This is a genomic window from Dysgonomonas sp. HGC4, assembly GCF_001261715.1.
In the GTDB taxonomy this organism is placed as follows: Bacteria; Bacteroidota; Bacteroidia; order Bacteroidales; family Dysgonomonadaceae; genus Dysgonomonas_A.
The window spans coordinates 80909-98731 of record NZ_CVRU01000111.1; the positions used below are offsets into that span (position 1 = coordinate 80909).

The 17823-nt window shown below is 37.6% G+C and carries 11 protein-coding genes; 7 read left to right on the forward strand and 4 right to left on the reverse strand.

Annotated elements, in window-relative coordinates; all coding sequences use genetic code 11:
- Window positions 1-117: 117 nt before the first annotated feature.
- Complete coding sequence (locus HGC4_RS11455) at window positions 118-2373, forward strand: monovalent cation:proton antiporter family protein (RefSeq protein ID WP_050710272.1); 2256 nt, start codon at window positions 118-120, stop codon at window positions 2371-2373.
- Window positions 2374-2518: 145 nt separating this feature from the next.
- Here HGC4_RS11455 and HGC4_RS11460 read toward each other — a convergent pair whose 3' ends face one another.
- The gene (locus HGC4_RS11460) at window positions 2519-3205 is read right to left on the reverse strand and encodes a hypothetical protein (protein ID WP_050710273.1); all 687 of its coding nucleotides are present in this window, start codon (window positions 3203-3205) and stop codon (window positions 2519-2521) included.
- A 272-nt stretch (window positions 3206-3477) separates the two neighbouring features.
- Here HGC4_RS11460 and HGC4_RS11465 point away from each other — a divergent pair, with 272 nt between their 5' ends.
- From HGC4_RS11465 to HGC4_RS11480, 4 genes are all read left to right on the forward strand, one after another.
- On the forward strand, window positions 3478-4626 hold the full coding sequence (locus HGC4_RS11465; RefSeq protein ID WP_050710274.1) for a phage portal family protein: 1149 nt from the start codon (window positions 3478-3480) through the stop codon (window positions 4624-4626).
- A gap of 42 nt (window positions 4627-4668) precedes the next feature.
- Window positions 4669-5184, forward strand: coding sequence for a DUF6712 family protein (locus tag HGC4_RS11470; protein WP_050710275.1), 516 nt, complete (start codon window positions 4669-4671; stop codon window positions 5182-5184).
- A gap of 982 nt (window positions 5185-6166) precedes the next feature.
- Entirely contained in the window at window positions 6167-7399 is a 1233-nt protein-coding gene (locus tag HGC4_RS11475; RefSeq protein ID WP_050710276.1) for an MFS transporter, read from the forward strand.
- Window positions 7400-7528: 129 nt separating this feature from the next.
- Window positions 7529-8200, forward strand: a complete 672-nt coding sequence (locus HGC4_RS11480; RefSeq protein ID WP_157258248.1) for a hypothetical protein — start codon at window positions 7529-7531, stop codon at window positions 8198-8200.
- Between the two features lie 70 nt (window positions 8201-8270).
- Here the strand turns inward: HGC4_RS11480 and HGC4_RS11485 are convergent, their stop codons facing one another.
- Window positions 8271-8918, reverse strand: coding sequence for an alpha/beta hydrolase (locus HGC4_RS11485; protein WP_050710278.1), 648 nt, complete (start codon window positions 8916-8918; stop codon window positions 8271-8273).
- A 240-nt stretch (window positions 8919-9158) separates the two neighbouring features.
- Here HGC4_RS11485 and HGC4_RS11490 point away from each other — a divergent pair, with 240 nt between their 5' ends.
- Window positions 9159-11486, forward strand: a complete 2328-nt coding sequence (locus HGC4_RS11490; protein ID WP_050710279.1) for a glycoside hydrolase family 20 protein — start codon at window positions 9159-9161, stop codon at window positions 11484-11486.
- Between the two features lie 287 nt (window positions 11487-11773).
- On the opposite strand, the gene HGC4_RS11495 is transcribed toward HGC4_RS11490, so the two are convergent.
- Window positions 11774-13060, reverse strand: coding sequence for a DEAD/DEAH box helicase (locus tag HGC4_RS11495; RefSeq protein WP_082204160.1), 1287 nt, complete (start codon window positions 13058-13060; stop codon window positions 11774-11776).
- Window positions 13061-13701: 641 nt separating this feature from the next.
- Between HGC4_RS11495 and HGC4_RS11500 the strand changes: the two genes are divergently transcribed.
- Complete coding sequence (locus HGC4_RS11500) at window positions 13702-15840, forward strand: autotransporter outer membrane beta-barrel domain-containing protein (protein ID WP_050710280.1); 2139 nt, start codon at window positions 13702-13704, stop codon at window positions 15838-15840.
- Between the two features lie 73 nt (window positions 15841-15913).
- Here the strand turns inward: HGC4_RS11500 and HGC4_RS11505 are convergent, their stop codons facing one another.
- Window positions 15914-17716 (reverse strand): alpha-L-fucosidase, encoded by a 1803-nt coding sequence (locus HGC4_RS11505; protein WP_050710281.1) that lies wholly within the window; start codon window positions 17714-17716, stop codon window positions 15914-15916.
- Window positions 17717-17823: the final 107 nt, after the last annotated feature.

Below are 17823 nucleotides of genomic sequence, written 5' to 3' on the forward strand. Positions count from 1 at the left end.
TTCGTGTTTTTATTAACATTATGCCACCGAATCTATGTTTTTTTGCTCCTTTTTCACTATATTTGCTTGAAAGCAGTCTAACTTAAAGACAAACGCCAAAAAAGAAATAAAAACTCTATGTCGCATCTTCCACCATTAGTAAGTGATTTAGCTCTTATTCTGATTACAGCCGGAATAGTAACTATTTTATTTAAACTCTTAAAACAGCCTGTTGTACTAGGCTATATTGTTGCCGGATTTTTGATAAGTCCCCACTTTGTACTTTTCCCATCGGTAGCCGATATAGGAAATATAAGCACCTGGGCAGAAATTGGAGTTATATTCCTCCTCTTTGCTCTCGGACTCGAATTTAGTTTCAAGAAACTCATCGATGTCGGAGGAACCGCCTCCATTGCCACCCTCATAAATATGGGGTCGATGATAGCCATCGGTTATGTCATTGGGCAATTGATGGGTTGGACTCAAATGGAAAGTGTATTCCTCGGAGGAATGCTCTCCATGTCGTCCACCACGATAATAATAAAGGCATTCAACGATATGAAATTGCAAAAGAAAAAGTTTGCAAACATCGTATTCGGGATGCTCATAGTCGAAGATCTCGCTGCCATACTCATGATGGTACTCCTATCAACCGTGGCAGGAAGCAGCGATATTGAAGGTGCAGGCTTGCTCGAAAACGTGCTTAAGCTTGTATTCTTTATGATGATTTGGTTTGTAGTAGGTATTTACCTTATCCCTACTTTCCTTAAGAAATTAAAGAAACATCTGAATGACGAAACTCTGGTTATTGTAGCCGTAGGATTATGTCTCGGTATGGTACTATTTGCCGATACAGTTGGTTTCTCGGCAGCACTAGGAGCCTTTATTATGGGATCGATACTTGCAGAAACCATAGAATCGAAACACATTGAGCATCTTATAGAACCTATCAAAAACCTGTTTGGAGCAGTCTTTTTTGTTTCGGTAGGTATGATGATCGTTCCAAGCATAGTAATAGAATACGCAATACCCATTTTGCTCCTCACCGTAGTAGTTCTTGTAGGGCGTGTAATCTTTGCCTCCCTCGGAGTTCTAGCTTCGGGTGAAGGTATGAAAGTATCTATACAAGCAGGTTTCAGTTTGGCGCAGATTGGCGAATTCTCATTTATCATAGCTACCCTCGGTATGCAACTGGGTGTTATCAGCAACTTTATTTATCCTATAATAGTAGCGGTGTCGGTAGTCACTACATTTACGACTCCCTACTTCATCAAAGTATCAACCCCCGTATATGAGGCTATTGAAAAAAGAATACCTCCGAAATGGGAAAAGTTGATTACGGGTTATGCCTCATCTAATCGCAAAACTGTCAACAGACAAAATGATTGGAATGTTTTACTTAAGAAAGTAATCACCACAGTAGCCATTTATTTTGTATTATCGCTTGCTATATTTTTCACTTGTAGAGAATTATTATACTGGCCTGTAATGAGCTATATTCCCAATCTGGGTGGGCGCATTACTGCAGCAATAATAACACTCCTACTTATGGGGCCGTTTATGCGTGCCATTATGAAGAATAATAGCAAAACAGAAGAGCACGAAAGATTGTGGAAAGACAACCATTTCAACAAAGGGGCACTTATTGCTCTCAATCTGTTGAGAATAGCACTCTGCGTAACTCTTATCCTCATGGTACTTATACCTTTGTTCCCAAGAGCTACGGGGCTTCTGTTAGTTACCTCGGTGGTGATAGCCATAGCTATTACTTTCTTTCAAGGCTTTAAAAAGCAAACCAATAAAATGGAGAAACAGTTTCTTGAAAACCTCAACGACAAAGAATTGGCTGAGGATTTAGAGGGTACCATCAATCAACAAGTAAAAAACGATCTATTGAATAAGAATATCCATCTGGAAGAGATTGAAGTTCCACAAAACTCGCCTCGCATAGGTAAAACTTTGGCAGAACTCAATTTCAGACAAACTACGGGAGTGGATGTTGTTAGTATCATACGAGGTGATCTCAAAATAAACATACCCGATCCTAACGAGTATATTTATCCCTTTGATAAACTTATTGTAGCAGGAACCGACGAAGAGTTACAAACATTTATGTCTACCCTTGAAGAAAAGAGATTGGAACAACATACCGATACTCAATATCAGATTCGCCTCACACAATTTGAGTTAGAAGAAGGCTGTTCATTAATCGGCAAAAAGATTAAAGATTCTCAGATCAGAGAGAAAACAGACACTATGATTATTGGTATAGATCGGAATGATGAATCGATCACCGATATTTCGGCAGATACCATCTTAGAAGAGGGCGATATATTATGGCTTGCAGGTGAGCAGGATAAGCTAGATCACTTCGATAAAAACATCAATTCATAAGAATTACATAAAATATCAGATAAGAATGGGCTGTCTACTTATAGGCAGCCCTTTTTAGTCAATCGACACAACATTGTAAACCTAAATTGAAGAAATCCTTTTTAGAAAAGTGGTTGTGCAAAAATGATTGATTGTTTATAATAACCTATTTTACATGTTCAATTGTAAAGAATGATTTTGAACCTCCAACCAGAGTTACTGATAATAAAGGAACTTTAGCTCCAAATGTTATAACATCTCCTTTTGCTAGCTTCACTAAACGCTGCACATTACGAGTTGGGGGCGAAACACCAACACCAATACCTAACACATTAATACTAACATTTAGATACGACTCTTGTGCCAACATGGTATAAGTACTCGCTCCGAAAGCTTTCTTGAAGATGGCTACGCCTACTTCTCCCGCCGTTACCACCCCCGTAGTTTCGAGTTGAACGTAGATGTTATATATTCCAGCTTGTGGAGCAGTAAATTCGTAGGTAGTAGTATTATTGTAATCGTTATGCTCATCAAACTCTTCAGTAGAGAAGGGGATCTTATTCCATCCACTTAATAAAACCAAATCCAATAATGTGATGGCTGTAGCTCCCGTAGCTTCAACAAAAGACTTTGTAGAAAGTCCTAACAAAGCTGTATTTTGATGAACTACATTATTACCATCGAGTACTAATACGCTTGAAGATGTATTATCGACCACAACTGTCCGAACTTTAAGATCGCCATTAACGTCTAAACTTGCTTGAGGATCCTCAGTGTTTATACCAACTTGTGATAAAACAGGGCTAATTGCCAACGCAACGGCAATTAAAAAAAACAATGCTTTTTTTATCATATTTTGTGTATTAAGAATGCAAAGAATGTGTGTTTTATAAACACTAATTAAGCGCAAAAGTTCACTAAATAGACAGAAATTATTTAATTGACAGATCATTAAGTAAGCCAAACATAGATATAGACACAATTACGATAGTTTTAGAATCAATAAAAAAAGTTTGTTTTTATTGATTCATATACATTAGTTCACATATCGACGAATATATTTTGACACCATTATCTCTGTTTTTAATTCTTTTATCTATACTAAAAAGCATAAATAATCTTAGCATGAAGAATAAAAAGCAAATGGGATATTCCGTTATCAATCTGTCGGCAAACGTTGCTACTTATCCAACCTTCACTCGTAATACACGAGGGTGGATCAATTATGGACAGGATAACAATCTTCCTCAACGCATTATTGATTTGAATAACGAATCGGCTGTTAATAAATCGATTATCGAGAACAAGGTTACCTACATCTGCGGAGCTGGCATAGACGACACTCTATATTGCGGTCAGCCCAACACCAATGAAGACTGGGATACGCTAATCGAAAAAATTGCCAAAGACTACACTACTTTTGGTGGCTTTTGTTTTCAGATTGTACTCAACAAAAACGGGGCGAATGTAAGCTTATTTCATACCGATTTCAGTAAAATACGTGTAGGCGAAACTAACGAATATGGTATTCCTCTCAGCTTTTATATCTCTAATGACTGGCGAAAAACCAGTGGACAATATGCTCCAAACCAGATAAAAGCATACGCTTCGGAAGAGCTTCAACAGGGTGTGCCTTACTTATATTACTACAAGGACTATGAACCAAGTCTCGATTATTACCCTGTACCTCATTACTTTTCGGCACTCAATTATGTGGAGGCTGACGGACTCTTAGGTAGGTTTTACCGTAATTCTATCAATAATGGTTTTGCACCCTCTGTTATTATTACAATTCCGAGTAATCCGAGTGAAGAGGCTAAACAGCAATTCAACAAAGACATGACGGCATCTTTTGCGGGAACTAACGGTGCCAATTCTATTGTTGTATTATATGGCGAGAGTCAGGATATTAAACCCGATGTTACACCTTTCTCTGCAAGTGGAAATGCCGATTTGTATAACAATGTAAATGAGGTTATTTTTCAGAAAATCATATCAGCTCACCGACTATCCTCTCCTACTCTAGCTGGTATTTCGGGTTCTGGAAATTTAAGCGGAAATGCAAGTGAAATCATCAACTCTTTTATTCTATACAATTATACGGTTATTCATAAACTGAGACGTAAGATTTTGGATACACTCAATATTTTTGCAATAAACAACGGATACAACAAACTAGCCATAAAGGAATTGGAAGTAATTCCACAAATAAAAGAATACGAGAATAAAGATAGTCAGGCTTCCTCAAACACCGAACCAACTCAAAGTATTTAAGCAGTAAACCGATCTGCAACCTTTAAACAAAATTACAAACCGATGTATACACCGATAACATTAATAAACGAAGAGCTTTTTAAGCTACACTCTCCCATCACGGGGAATACCGATCTCACAGAGTTTGTTCCTTACCTTTCTATTGCTCAAGAACTGTATATCGCACCGATATTGGGCGAATCCCTGATGAGTGAATTGAAAGAGCAGATTGCTCAAAACTCGCTAACGGAAATCAATGGAGACTTAATCGTGAAAATTGCTCCTGCCCTATCGTTCTTTTCTATCTATCAGGGATTGCCTTTTCATTGGGCCACCATCGTGAATAAAGGGATAACAATTCGCGAAAGTGAAAATAGCAAAGGCATAGACATTAAGGATGTGGCTCAGCTCCGCCGTTGGATTCGTGATGATGCTGAAATTTTTGTTGGCTTACTTGCTGACTTTTTATGCTCGTGCAAGGATAGTTATCCTCTTTGGAAACCCGATAGAGATTATTGCTCTTCGTGCAATCAGCAATCCACTCATTTCGATAGTGGATTTTATTTCCCAAAGCCTTAAAACAAAACAAGCACAAGTAAACAGTTTACTTGTGCTTGTTTCTTCTGAATTAGAGATTCTACACCTTTAAATTCAGTTCATTCCAATATGGTACGATTAGAAAGCCCAGAACGATTGTATGTTCCGGAATCCCTACAATATTTCAATTCCAATATGGTGCAATTAGAAGTTACTTAATTCGGTCAGAAGCGACAATAATCCGCAATTTTAATTCCATTAGGTACAACTAAGTAGGGAGACAAAGAAGCCAAAGTAATCCAAAATACGGTATTCCAATTCCATACGGTTCAATTAATAGCCGTTTTAAATGGCAAGAAAGATATTTGATTATCAAAGATATACAAATAAAAAAATCAGATATTTTAAAGGCAAAAGTTGTTGATGACTAAAAGGAAGAAAATACCCGAGGATCGACAACACAGATAATATACTCTTATTCAACAAATCAAAGACCTCACACCTAAAATTACAAGCCCATTCATCACATTAATTGTGGTAATAGACAACTTCCTAAAACAGAAATAAGGAACATTCAATTATCATTCAAACGATTCGATAATAATATTATTTTTTCTGCTATTTAAAGCTTGTGATTATCTAAGCGTCGTATTTTCAAATTTAACCATTTTGATTTAGATTCACCTATTTTTAGAAAACTAAAATTTTTGATCCAAACAAAATCATTATCTTTGCACCGCTCTAATTATAAAGCGTATTAGTTGCAACGTTTTTATAATTATAATGATTTTGGCTTTTAAGAGCATTGGCCAAAACAAAAAAATAGGTCTTAGACCTTAATTTAGAAATAGTACAATGTTTATTCTACGTCCTTACACAATGTTGCTTATATAGCTAACAAATTCTATTCCTTCCTCTTCAAAATATCTTTTGGAGAACTTTTTCCCTCTTTTTTAGTTTATAAACTCAGACTTACTCTCTCTTCCAATGAAAGAGTTGTTTGCTATCAATAAAAATATTCCCAATGAATAATAATTGGAAAAAAACATTCGCTATAATATGGAGTGGTCAATTATTCTCGACCCTCACAAGTTCTATCGTAGGTTATGCAGTCGTATTTTGGCTGAGCCTACAAACCGGTTCTGCCGAAGTATTGGCTTATGCAATGATCGCTACCCTTCTGCCACAATTGGTACTGGGACTCTTCACCGGCGTTTTTGTAGATCGCTGGAACAGAAAGCGAACCATGATCTTCGCCGATAGCTTTATAGCTATTTGTACAGCCGTTATGTGTATCATGTTTTACTTCGATACTGTTACCATCTGGCAAATATACATACTGTTGATTCTACGTTCGGCAGGAAGTGCGTTCCATACACCTGCTATGCAGGCTAGTGTGCCATTATTGGCTCCCGAATCGGAGTTGATGCGAGTGGCAGGTGTCAATCAGATCATTTTCTCCATCAGTAATATTGCAGGCCCTGCATTGGCTGCATTACTTATCAACCTGATGGAAATGACATACGTTTTATCTCTTGATATTATTGGGGCAGTTATAGCATGTACCTCTCTGTTATTTGTAACAATACCCAATCCAGAGAAGAAAGACACAGAACGAACTCCCAATATTATTGCCGAAATAAAGGAAGGTCTACACGCCATATTCAGTACACAAGGTCTTAAATGGGTACTTATATGCGATGTAGTTATGCTGTTCTTTATAATCCCCATTTCAGCACTATTCCCACTTATTACCTTGAAACATTTCTTGGGCGATACGTACGACATGAGTATCGTAGAAGCATCGTGGGGTGTAGGTATATTTATCGGAGGAGTACTTATAGGTATGAAGAAAATAAAGATGATGAATAAAATAGTACTTATCGGTATTGCAAGTATTCTCATCGGGTTAACTTCGCTCATATCGGGCTTATTACCTGCAAGTGGGCTTATATGGTTTATTGCCTTAACGGGAATAAGTGGTATTGGGGGTACTATCTGGAATAGTTCGTTTACGGTAATACTTCAAACGAAAATAGATCCCTCAGTATTGGGTAGAGCATTCTCAACATACGATAGTATGATGCTTTTGCCATCTATTCCGGGATTACTTGCTACGGGTTTTGTTGCCGATGCAATTGGTATAACCAACGTATTTGTGATTGCAGGAATCGCAATATCTTTGATCGGATGTTTATTCTTTATCATACCCTCAGTAGTTAGTTTAGGAAAGTCTACTGTGGGCAAATACGAGTAAAACACCCTTAATAAATAAATGAACGGACGTCTCAGCTCTCTGAGGCGTCCGTTTTACTTGTTAAATTATTTTTCCTTACCTTCGCACCCCGCTAATTATAAAAGCGAGTAAACTAACTAACTACAATTTATGAAAAAATTATCTCTACGCGTGTTATTCTCAGCAATGGTATTTGCATTAACACTATCTTTTACTGCCTGCGATTTTCTTACAAGCAGTTACGATTTTACAAGCCAAGAGGCTGTAGACAAGGCTAAAGAAAAGATCTCGAAAGAAATCCCCAATGATGCTTTAATTGCCGGCATTAAATTTATGACACAATCATCTAACGAATTTTCTAAAGAATACGGCATCTTCCAAATTGATTTTTATGAAGCTAATTCAACTGATCTGAAAAGATCTCTTATCTACATTAGCAACAATGAAACAAAGGACAGAACGCACACTTTAATAGATCGTGATACAGAAAACTATAGTTCTGAAAATGCTGTTCCTCTTTCGAGTATCGATTTTTCTAAGATTGCAGAGAATATCAACAAAGCATCTGACCTTGTTATAGCTGAAGGACTTGCATTCTCGGGATTAGGTGATTATGCTATCTCTACGGATAAAAACTCTAAAGATATTGTGCATTTATTCTCTATTCACAGTGAGGCTGATAGCAAGAGCAAACTCAAAGGAGGCAAATTTGTAACCGAAACACAGTACTACTCTATTGACTTTGTTGCTAAAAACGGTGGTGATGTTACTTTAGTAGCAGACGCTGAGGTTGAAAACGAAAACGGAGCTGAAACTGAATAAGGCTTGCAAAAGCATATATAACAAAAAGGCGACTATTTTTTATAGTCGCCTTTTTATTTATGAATCCTTATTATTTATATAAAATCTCTGCAAGAATATTGCTTACCTCCCTACTTCTTTTCAACACCAGTAAATGATCGCCACCATCAACAGCATAAACATCCTTTAGTAATTTAAAAGGAAACATCTGATCTTTCGTGCCATGTATATGATATAAGTTGGGACACGCAAAATTTGAATGCCAATAGAGAATCTGATTTAAACACCATTTGGTATAAACAGGATCGGTGTACGATACATATTTTGCCATATCTGCGGGAGTAGCACGATAAACAAAGCGGGCAAAGAAGTCTGAGATCAGATCGTTTGTTTTAAAGAAACGAGACGGTAAATACTCGGAAAATCCAATTTTTCGTCCTAATCTAAACAAAGCTGGAATCTCATTCTCAGCTTTCATCGAAGCTATTATAATAGTCTTTAGAGGATTTAGAAACCGATTCATTTCCTGCACTATAACTCCTCCAAACGAATAGCCAACCAACACATAAGGCTTAGAAGTATCTATATCAAGAGATATTCGATGTGTATATTCGTCTAATGTCTCTTTCTCAAAGGGAATAAGCCACTCGATATACTGCTTATCGAAACCTTCAGGCAATTCAATAGCATCAAACACCTTACAATTTGCCGACATTCCCGATATAAAATAAACATTCATTGTATGCATCTTTTAATTACACATGTATTGATATTATAAATACTCGCCCTACTATCCTTATATCTAAAACCTTACGAATTTAATTCTAAATTATTAATTATCACAAAAAATTACATTAAATATATTTCTCGCAATTCAGAAGAAATTATATCTAAGTGTTAATTAAGATTTGAAGCTAATATTCGTAACCTATTTTTCATATCTTTAAAAATTGAATCTATTTAATAAAATTTTTTACTAATGAAAACATTGCAGAAAACTATCTTTAGCCTATTAGCGTCATTGCTATTAGTGGGATGTGCAGACAAGCCAAAAATAGAGGCAGACTACACGGTAATCCCTCTTCCTCAGGAAATAACGAAGTCTGACGGAGAATTATTCACCTTAAACAACAGTACTAAAATTGTTTATCCAAACGGAAACGATGTTCAAAAACAAACCGCAGAGTTTCTGTCTGAATACATTAAATTGAGCACAGGTCTTAATTTGAAAGTTACAGATCAAGAATCAACAGACAACGTAATTATCTTAAAAGCTGATTATAAGAGCGAAAAAGCCGAATCGTATAATCTGACTGTAAACGGAAAACAAATAGTAATAAACGGATCGGATGAAGCGGGTACATTCTATGGTGTACAAACTCTACGTAAATCGATGCCTGCCGATGCTACACAAAACACAGTAGTATTTCCGGCAGTAGAGATCAAAGATTATCCTCGTTTCCAATATCGTGGACAACATCTTGACGTAAGTCGTCACTTTTTCCCCGCCGAATTTATCAAAAAATACATTGATATCTTAGCATTACATAATATCAACCGTTTTCACTGGCACATTACTGACGATCAGGGTTGGAGAATCGAAATCAAGAAACATCCAGAACTTACAAAAATAGGTTCGCAACGCGAGCAAACCGTAATCGGGCGCAACTCTGGCGAATTCGACGGCAAACCCTATGGTGGCTTCTATACACAAGAAGAAATCAAAGACATAGTAGCTTATGCTCAAAAGAAATTTATTACAATCATACCCGAAGTAGACCTTCCAGGGCATATGTTAGCAGCTTTAGCAACTTATCCAAATCTTGGATGTACCGGTGGCCCATATAAAGTAACCGGCGAATGGGGTGTATTTGACGATGTACTTTGTGCAGGTAACGACAGCATATACACTTTCTTAGAGGATGTGTACACAGAAGTTATCGAACTATTCCCATCAAAATATATCCATATCGGAGGTGACGAATGCCCTAAAACTCGTTGGAAAGCATGTCCTAAATGTCAAGCTAAAATAAAAGCTGAGGGCTTGAAAGCTGATGCACATCACTCTGCAGAGGACAAACTTCAAAGCTATGTAATCTCTCGCATCGAAAAATTCTTAAACGACAAAGGTCGTCAGATCATCGGTTGGGACGAGATTCTTGAAGGTGGCTTAGCACCCAACGCAGCAGTTATGTCGTGGAGAGGAATGGAAGGCGGAATAGAAGCTGCTAAACAAAAACATGAGGTAATAATGACTCCTAACAGTCATCTGTATTTTGATGCTTATCAAACACGTGATATTCAAGACGAACCTTTGGCAATCGGAGGATATACTCCTATCGAAAAAGTGTATGCTTTTGAACCAGTTCCATCTCAATTGAGTGCAGACGAACAAAAATACATCATCGGTACTCAAGCCAACCTATGGGCTGAATATATTGACAATACTGATCAAGTTGAGTATATGGTATTGCCTCGTATGGCTGCTCTTGCAGAAGTACAATGGACTGAACCTGCAAAGAAAGACTTCAACACATTTTTACCTCGCTTAAACAGAATGTTGAAATTGTACGATCGTTTAGGATACAATTATGCTAAACACATTTTCAACATATCAAGCAAGATAGAGCCTAGCTCAGACAAAAAAACAATAACAGTAACTCTAGCTACTGCCGATAATGCACCCATCTATTATACACTTGATGGCACCGCACCAACGGACAAGAGTACAAAATATACTCAACCCATTGAAATAACTGCAAGTGCTGAGTTAAAAGCCGTAGCAATAAGAGAGGGAAATCCGAGCAAGATATATACTGAAACTTTCAGCTTCAACAAAGCTACTTTGAAAAAAGTAACTCTTGAAACCGAATCTCATGACCAATACACATACAATGGCGCTATTACGCTTGTTGACGGAAAAAGAGGAAACAACTCATTTGGAAGCGGCGAATGGCTAGGATTCAATAAAAAAGGTCTTATCGCTGTTGTAGACTTAGATGAGCCTACCGAAATATCTACAGTTAGCGTAGGTACACTAATCAGTGCTGGTTCTTGGATCTTTAATGCAAGAGAATTTACTGTACTTGTTTCGGACGATAATAAAACTTTCAAACAAGTAGCTAACGAAGCATATCCTGCTCTTACTAAAGACGAAGCCAAATTAGTTGATCTTACATTAACTTTTGCTCCTGCGAAAGCTCGATATGTAAAAGTTATCGTTAAGAACGAGCAATCTATTCCGGCTTGGCACGCAGGTAAAGGAAGTTCTGCTTTTATATTTGTTGATGAAATAATTATTAATTAAGATTACAGACCTTACTGATATACAGAGGAGCAATATATTATTTATATTGCTCCTCTTTTACTGTTATTATAAGCCACTTCTAAAGTTAAGAAGAACTTTATTCAGGTTGTAATCTAATCCTTTTATTTTATCACATCAAAGTAAACATTTTGAACATAAATATGAATAAACACGAATAAGCAAAACAGCAACATAAAAAGTCCATCTTGAAGATAGTATATATACAACAAGAGCATTTCAGTACTGAAATGCTCTTGTTGATTTTATCTGAGTAACCTTTAAAATGGTTAGTTTTGTTTCTTTACAATAACTTTAGTATTACCCTGAGGTCGTTGTGTTTTATTTGGATTACGCTCTTGGTGACCGCTTCTACTTTGATTTCTATTACCGCTACCACCTTTTGTCAATTCAGGTTTTGGACCTAAAGACGGACGTGTCTGAGATGGTAAGAAACCATGCTCTTCTACTACGGGAATATTCTTTTTGATCAGCTTATGAATATCTTTCAATAATGGAAGTTCTTCGCGATCGCAGAAAGCGATTGCAACTCCACTACGTCCCGCACGTCCTGTTCTTCCGATACGGTGAACATAAGTCTCCGGAACATTCGGCAAATCGAAATTAAATACGTGAGAAAGATGGTCTACATCTATACCACGTGCTGCAATATCGGTAGCTATAAGTACACGTGTGGTTTTATCCTTGAAACTCTTCAATGCATTTTGACGGGCATTTTGAGATTTATTTCCATGTATAGCTTCTGTTTTAACGCCTGCTTTGTTAAGAGCTTTCGCTACTTTATCAGAGCCATGTTTAGTACGTGCAAATACTAAAACAGATTCCAGATCTTTACTTTTAAGAAGATCGATAAGCAAATCTACTTTATCTTTCTTATCTACATAATATAGTGATTGGTCTATCTTATCGACAGTAGAAGAAGCCGGAGTTACCTCTACTCGTGTAGGATTATGTAAAATGGTATTTGCCAATTTTGCTATTTCAACGGGCATTGTTGCCGAGAAGAAGAGCGATTGTCGTTGCTTTGGCAGCAATGGCAATATTTTCTTTATATCGTGTATAAAACCCATATCGAGCATTTGGTCGGCTTCATCCAACACAAAAAACTCCAGAGTTTTTAAACTTACATATTTCTGACTGATAAGGTCTAAAAGTCTTCCGGGTGTTGCAATCAGAATATCTATTCCTGCTCGCAAAGCATCGGTTTGCTTCTTTTGTGGAACACCTCCGTAAATTACGGTGTGTCTTAAAGATGTATATTTACTATATTCCTTTACGTTTTCCTCAATCTGTATAGCTAGTTCTCGGGTAGGAGTCAATACTAGGGCTTTTATTCCTTTTCTGCCACCATGAGAATTTTCTTTATACAATTGTTGAATAATAGGAATAGAGAATGCTGCCGTTTTACCGGTTCCTGTTTGAGCCACACCTAATAAATCGTTTCCCTCCAACAGGGTTGGTATCGCTTCAGCTTGTATAGGGGTTGGAGTTGTATAGTTTTGGTCTTTAAGAGCCTTTAATATTGGCTCTATGAGGTTTAATTGTTCAAATGTCATACTTTGCATGTACCGTTCACACGGTATAAATCGTTTTTAGTGAGATGCAAAGATACAATATTTTTGCGTATTTGTCTCACTACTCCAATTTATATATGAAGCTGAATTTTGTAAACTTGATAAATTAATTTCTTTTAGCTATATTTGTGCCTGAAAAATAGCTCTTTATAACAAAAATGTCTCAAAGTTTAACAAACGTATTCATATTTAATGATCTAAATTTTAACTATTTAGGTTTGGATGTTTGCGTCGAAATGTTAGAGAGAGAGAGAGAGAGAGAGAGAGAGAGAGAGAGAGAGAGAGAGAGAGATAACTAATACCTCTCCACACTTTAATAAATACTCATTTCCCCAATTTCCTGACAGAACTTTCTGTCTTTTGTTATCATTGCGTCTAAAAAACACCATCATCTATAATTTACAGTATTTCCCCAATAACTATATTCATAGTTGTTTCGGTAAACACTTTTGTGTAACCGATTTGTTTTTTTGTTGTCGTTCAAAATCGGCACAAATCAACTGTTTACCTATGGCACAACTATGTCCGGCAGCAGCATGTAGCGATTACACGTTGCTGCTCTTTTCCCGACAACATTTATATAAATCAACAACAAAATCAAACACATATAAACAATTAAGACAATGAAAAAAAAGGTTTTATTTTCCGTCTGCCTTATTGTAACAGCTACATTACAGGCTCAGGTTGGAATCAACAATTCCACACCCAAAGCGTCCCTTCACATCACACCACAAAATACAGATGGTACTACAGCTGAGGGAATCATAGCACCCAATCTTACACGTGCTCAACTAATTGGAAAAGATGTACGCTATAATACAGAGCAAAGAGGAGCAATAATCTATGTAACTACCCTAGATGACACTCCTTCTGCTAAAACAACTCATGTAACGGCAACTGGTTATTATTATTTTGATGGTACTGTTTGGCAACCTTTTACTCAGCCAAGCTCTATTATTCCTACTGAACCTTGGCAAGTGCAAGGATCAACAACTGCCGCTACTGCGAATGCTCAGAATATCTATCAAACAGGAAGTGTGGGAATCGGGGCTATGACAGCCGTACCTTCTGCCTATATGTTTCAGGTAACGGGCTCCAGCAATGTAACCGCAAATTCGCGAGTAGCTAGTTCTACGGTTGTGGGCAACCAAACGGTTGGCGGCACCCTCATTGTAACAGGTGCTACTACTCTGAATAATGCCTTGACTGTTACCGGCACAACTACGACTAACGCAACCAACATACAGGGATTGATGAAATATACCAGCACAACTCCCGTTGTAGGACAATACCTAAGAGCTTCTAATGTTGATGGAAGCGTGGCTTGGGCTACCTTGCCTGCAGCTACTGTAACTACAGCCAACAATGGTCTTGCAATGAGTGGTACAACTACTCAATTGGGAGGTGCATTAACAAAGGCTACGAGTATTACAGGAACAAGTCTATTAACGTTGGCAACACCAACCACTGTGTCGGGAGCACTTCAAATAAGCAGCGGGACTCCGGCAGCAGGTAAGTTTTTAACTTCCGATGCAGCTGGTAATGCAACTTGGGGTACTTTACCGGTAGTTGCTGTAACTACGGCTAATAATGGTCTTGCAATGAGTGGTACAGCTACTCAATTAGGCGGAGCATTAACAAAGGCTACGAATATTACGGGTACGAGTCGACTAACATTGGCAACACCAACCACTGTTTCGGGAGCACTTCAAATAAGCAGCGGGACTCCGGCAGCAGGTAAGTTCTTGACTTCCGATGCATCGGGTAATGCAACTTGGGGCACTCTACCGGCAGTTGCTGTAACTACGGCTAATAACGGTATTGCCATGAGTGGCACAACTACTCAATTGGGAGGGGCTTTAACAAAGGCCACAAGTATTACAGGATCAGCAACTAATACTCTAACAATAGCAGCACCTACTACTGTTGGTACTACAGCTGCAAATAGTAATCTTACGGTGAATGGTAATGAAATAGTGACCGGTAGTGTAGGAATAGGAATTGCAAGTCCTAGTCAGAAATTGCACGTTGTAGGTAATGAGTATATCACAGGATTGAGTAAGGTTGGAGGAAACACCACATATAATGCATCAGCTCAATTAGAACTATCAGATGTCAACAAAGGGTTTCTTCCCAATCGTGTTGCTTTAACTAGCCCTACCGTTAAAGCACCGGTTGCTAATGCTGTGAATGGAATGTTAGTTTATAACACGGCAACAGTAGGTCTTTTGAAACCGGGATTTTATTATTGGAACAATACTCACTGGCAAGCTTTTGTTACAGAGATACCCGAAAACAAGGTTACTGGTTATGATTTGACTGCCAGCGTTAATTCAACAGCTACAAATCCAGCTTCTTCTCAAGGAGGAACATTAATGTCTTTTGGTGATATTGGTACAACAACTAAATATTTCACAATTAAAGATGGCGGATCTTATGCATTTGCAATCAGAGTATATGGTATAGGTAATCTTCAAGCAGGAAAAACAATGGGTAGATCGTGCGTATATTTTACATTGATGATAAATGGTGTAAAAATAGATGTACAGGAGGTGAATTGGGCTTTAGTGGATCCAGCTATAGTAGGTGCTCAAAACCGATTGGGTGGTACTGTAATGTTGACAGGTAATAATCTAAAAGTAGGCGATAAAGTAGAATTTAGACTTGCTCATTATAATGTTGGCTGGTCTCAACAAGTCACCATGTCTGCCAACCCTGGATTAACAGCCGATAAAACATCGCTTGTATTCTGGAAACTTTAAGGTTTGAAACTTAAGAAAAATAAAAGCGGCATATCTCTTTTGGAGATATGCCGCTTTTTATATTGTGAGCTATTTATTGAGCTATTTTCAGTGTCCAAGCCGAACGACCCGGTATTTCTGTAAATTTGATAGAAGTCATATCAACAATAAGTTGTCCATTTTCGTACTTCCAAGGAAGATTACCTTCGCGTCCAAGAAGCGATATGGTTGCATTATCGGCAGGTTTGTCGATATTCAACACACATTTATCATCTTGCCATTCAAGAAGTATAGCATAAATATTATTTCCCTTTTGAGTATAAGCTACATACGTTTTCATTGAACCATAAGTCGCATTCAGACCATGCTGAGTACCTGTATTATCGGTATACAATGCTGCGTAAGGAATTACTTCTTCGGCTTGCGATTTTGATGCCCACTTCACTTGAATTGAAGCATTTTGAACGTCTTCGAAATACTCTACTTTGATTGGGTATTTTTGCCCTTTCTTCAATTTAATACTACTCTTGTGAGTTGCTGAGGTTTGAGCACCTTGTACAAAGCCATCCTGAGTTTGATCTTGTTTGTTCCACTGATCGATAATCAATTTTCCATCTATCCAAACACGTACACCATCGTCCGCTTTAGCTGTGAATGTATATTCTTCGCTAAAATTAGGGCTGATATAACCAGTCCATTCTCCGGTAAAGTGGTCTACACGAATGCGTGGATCGGGAGAGTTACGCACCCAATTGAAATCTATTGTAGAATCGATACGAGTAATATAGATTTGCTTTTCTTCGATATGCTTTTTATAGGCTCTCGTTCCATAAATAGCATCTCCGTTTATTTTCAACCACTGTCCAAGTTGCATAAGTCTTTCTTGTTGAAGCAATGGTATCTGACCGTCTCCGGCAGGTCCCACATTCAGCGTCAACCCTCCCCCATTAGCTACAAGTGTAGCAAAATGATGAATAAGATCGTCTTCTGTAAGGTAATTTTCAAGAGGCTCATTTCTGTTTAAGCCGAAAGAACGCCCTATTCCTCTAACTTCTGCCCAAGGGCGATCAGTCATTGTAATACCAGCACTATATTCGGGAGTTTTAAATCCATAATCAGCACCTCCACCCCAGCGGTCATTTACAATAGCCTCAGGTCCTACTAAGTTGTAATACCAAGCAATCAATTCACGAGCATGCCATTGTTCGGCACTATTCCACCACTCTCCATCTGTAAAGATCAGAGAAGGACGGTATTTAGTTACTAATTCCTTAAACTGAGGAATCATATGTGTATCTACATATTTTGCAATAGAATCATTAGGATCTATCTCCCAATAATGAAGTGGGTTAGACCACTCAGGAAGTGAGTAATACAATCCCATTTTCAAACCATCATTTTCTACGGCAGTAGTAAGTTCTCCTACAATATCTCTTTTAGGACCTGTTTCCATAGAATTCCATCCCGGAGCATATTTACTAGGCCACATGGCATATCCATCGTGGTGTTTTGAAACTAAAACTACGTATTTAGCTCCTGAATTTTTAAAAAGGTCAGCCCATTCTTGTGGATTAAATAATTCGGCTTTGAATAGATCTTTAAAATTTTCGTATTTAAAATCTTGTCCGTACACATTCTTAGCAAAATCAACAGCAGTCGATTTTCCGTCTCTCCATCCTTTATAAGACCATTCGGAATATCCTTCCTTTTTAGTCCATGATGGAACCGAGTACAATCCCCAATGGATAAATATACCTAGTTTAGCGTCGTTAAACCACTCGGGATAACCTCGTTCTTTGATCGACTCCCAAGTTGGTTCTACTTTAGCTGTTTGAGCTTGCAGCGCAAAAGCAGACAGAAGTAGTAAACATGTTAATGTAAAGAAATTTTTCTTCATAATATTTTAGTGATGTTTTTATGGTATCACAAATATAGGAAAATAGCACTAAAGGGCGAAATTGATTTCTATCGATTACCGAATATTTAAGGTAAGAAGCTTTTTAT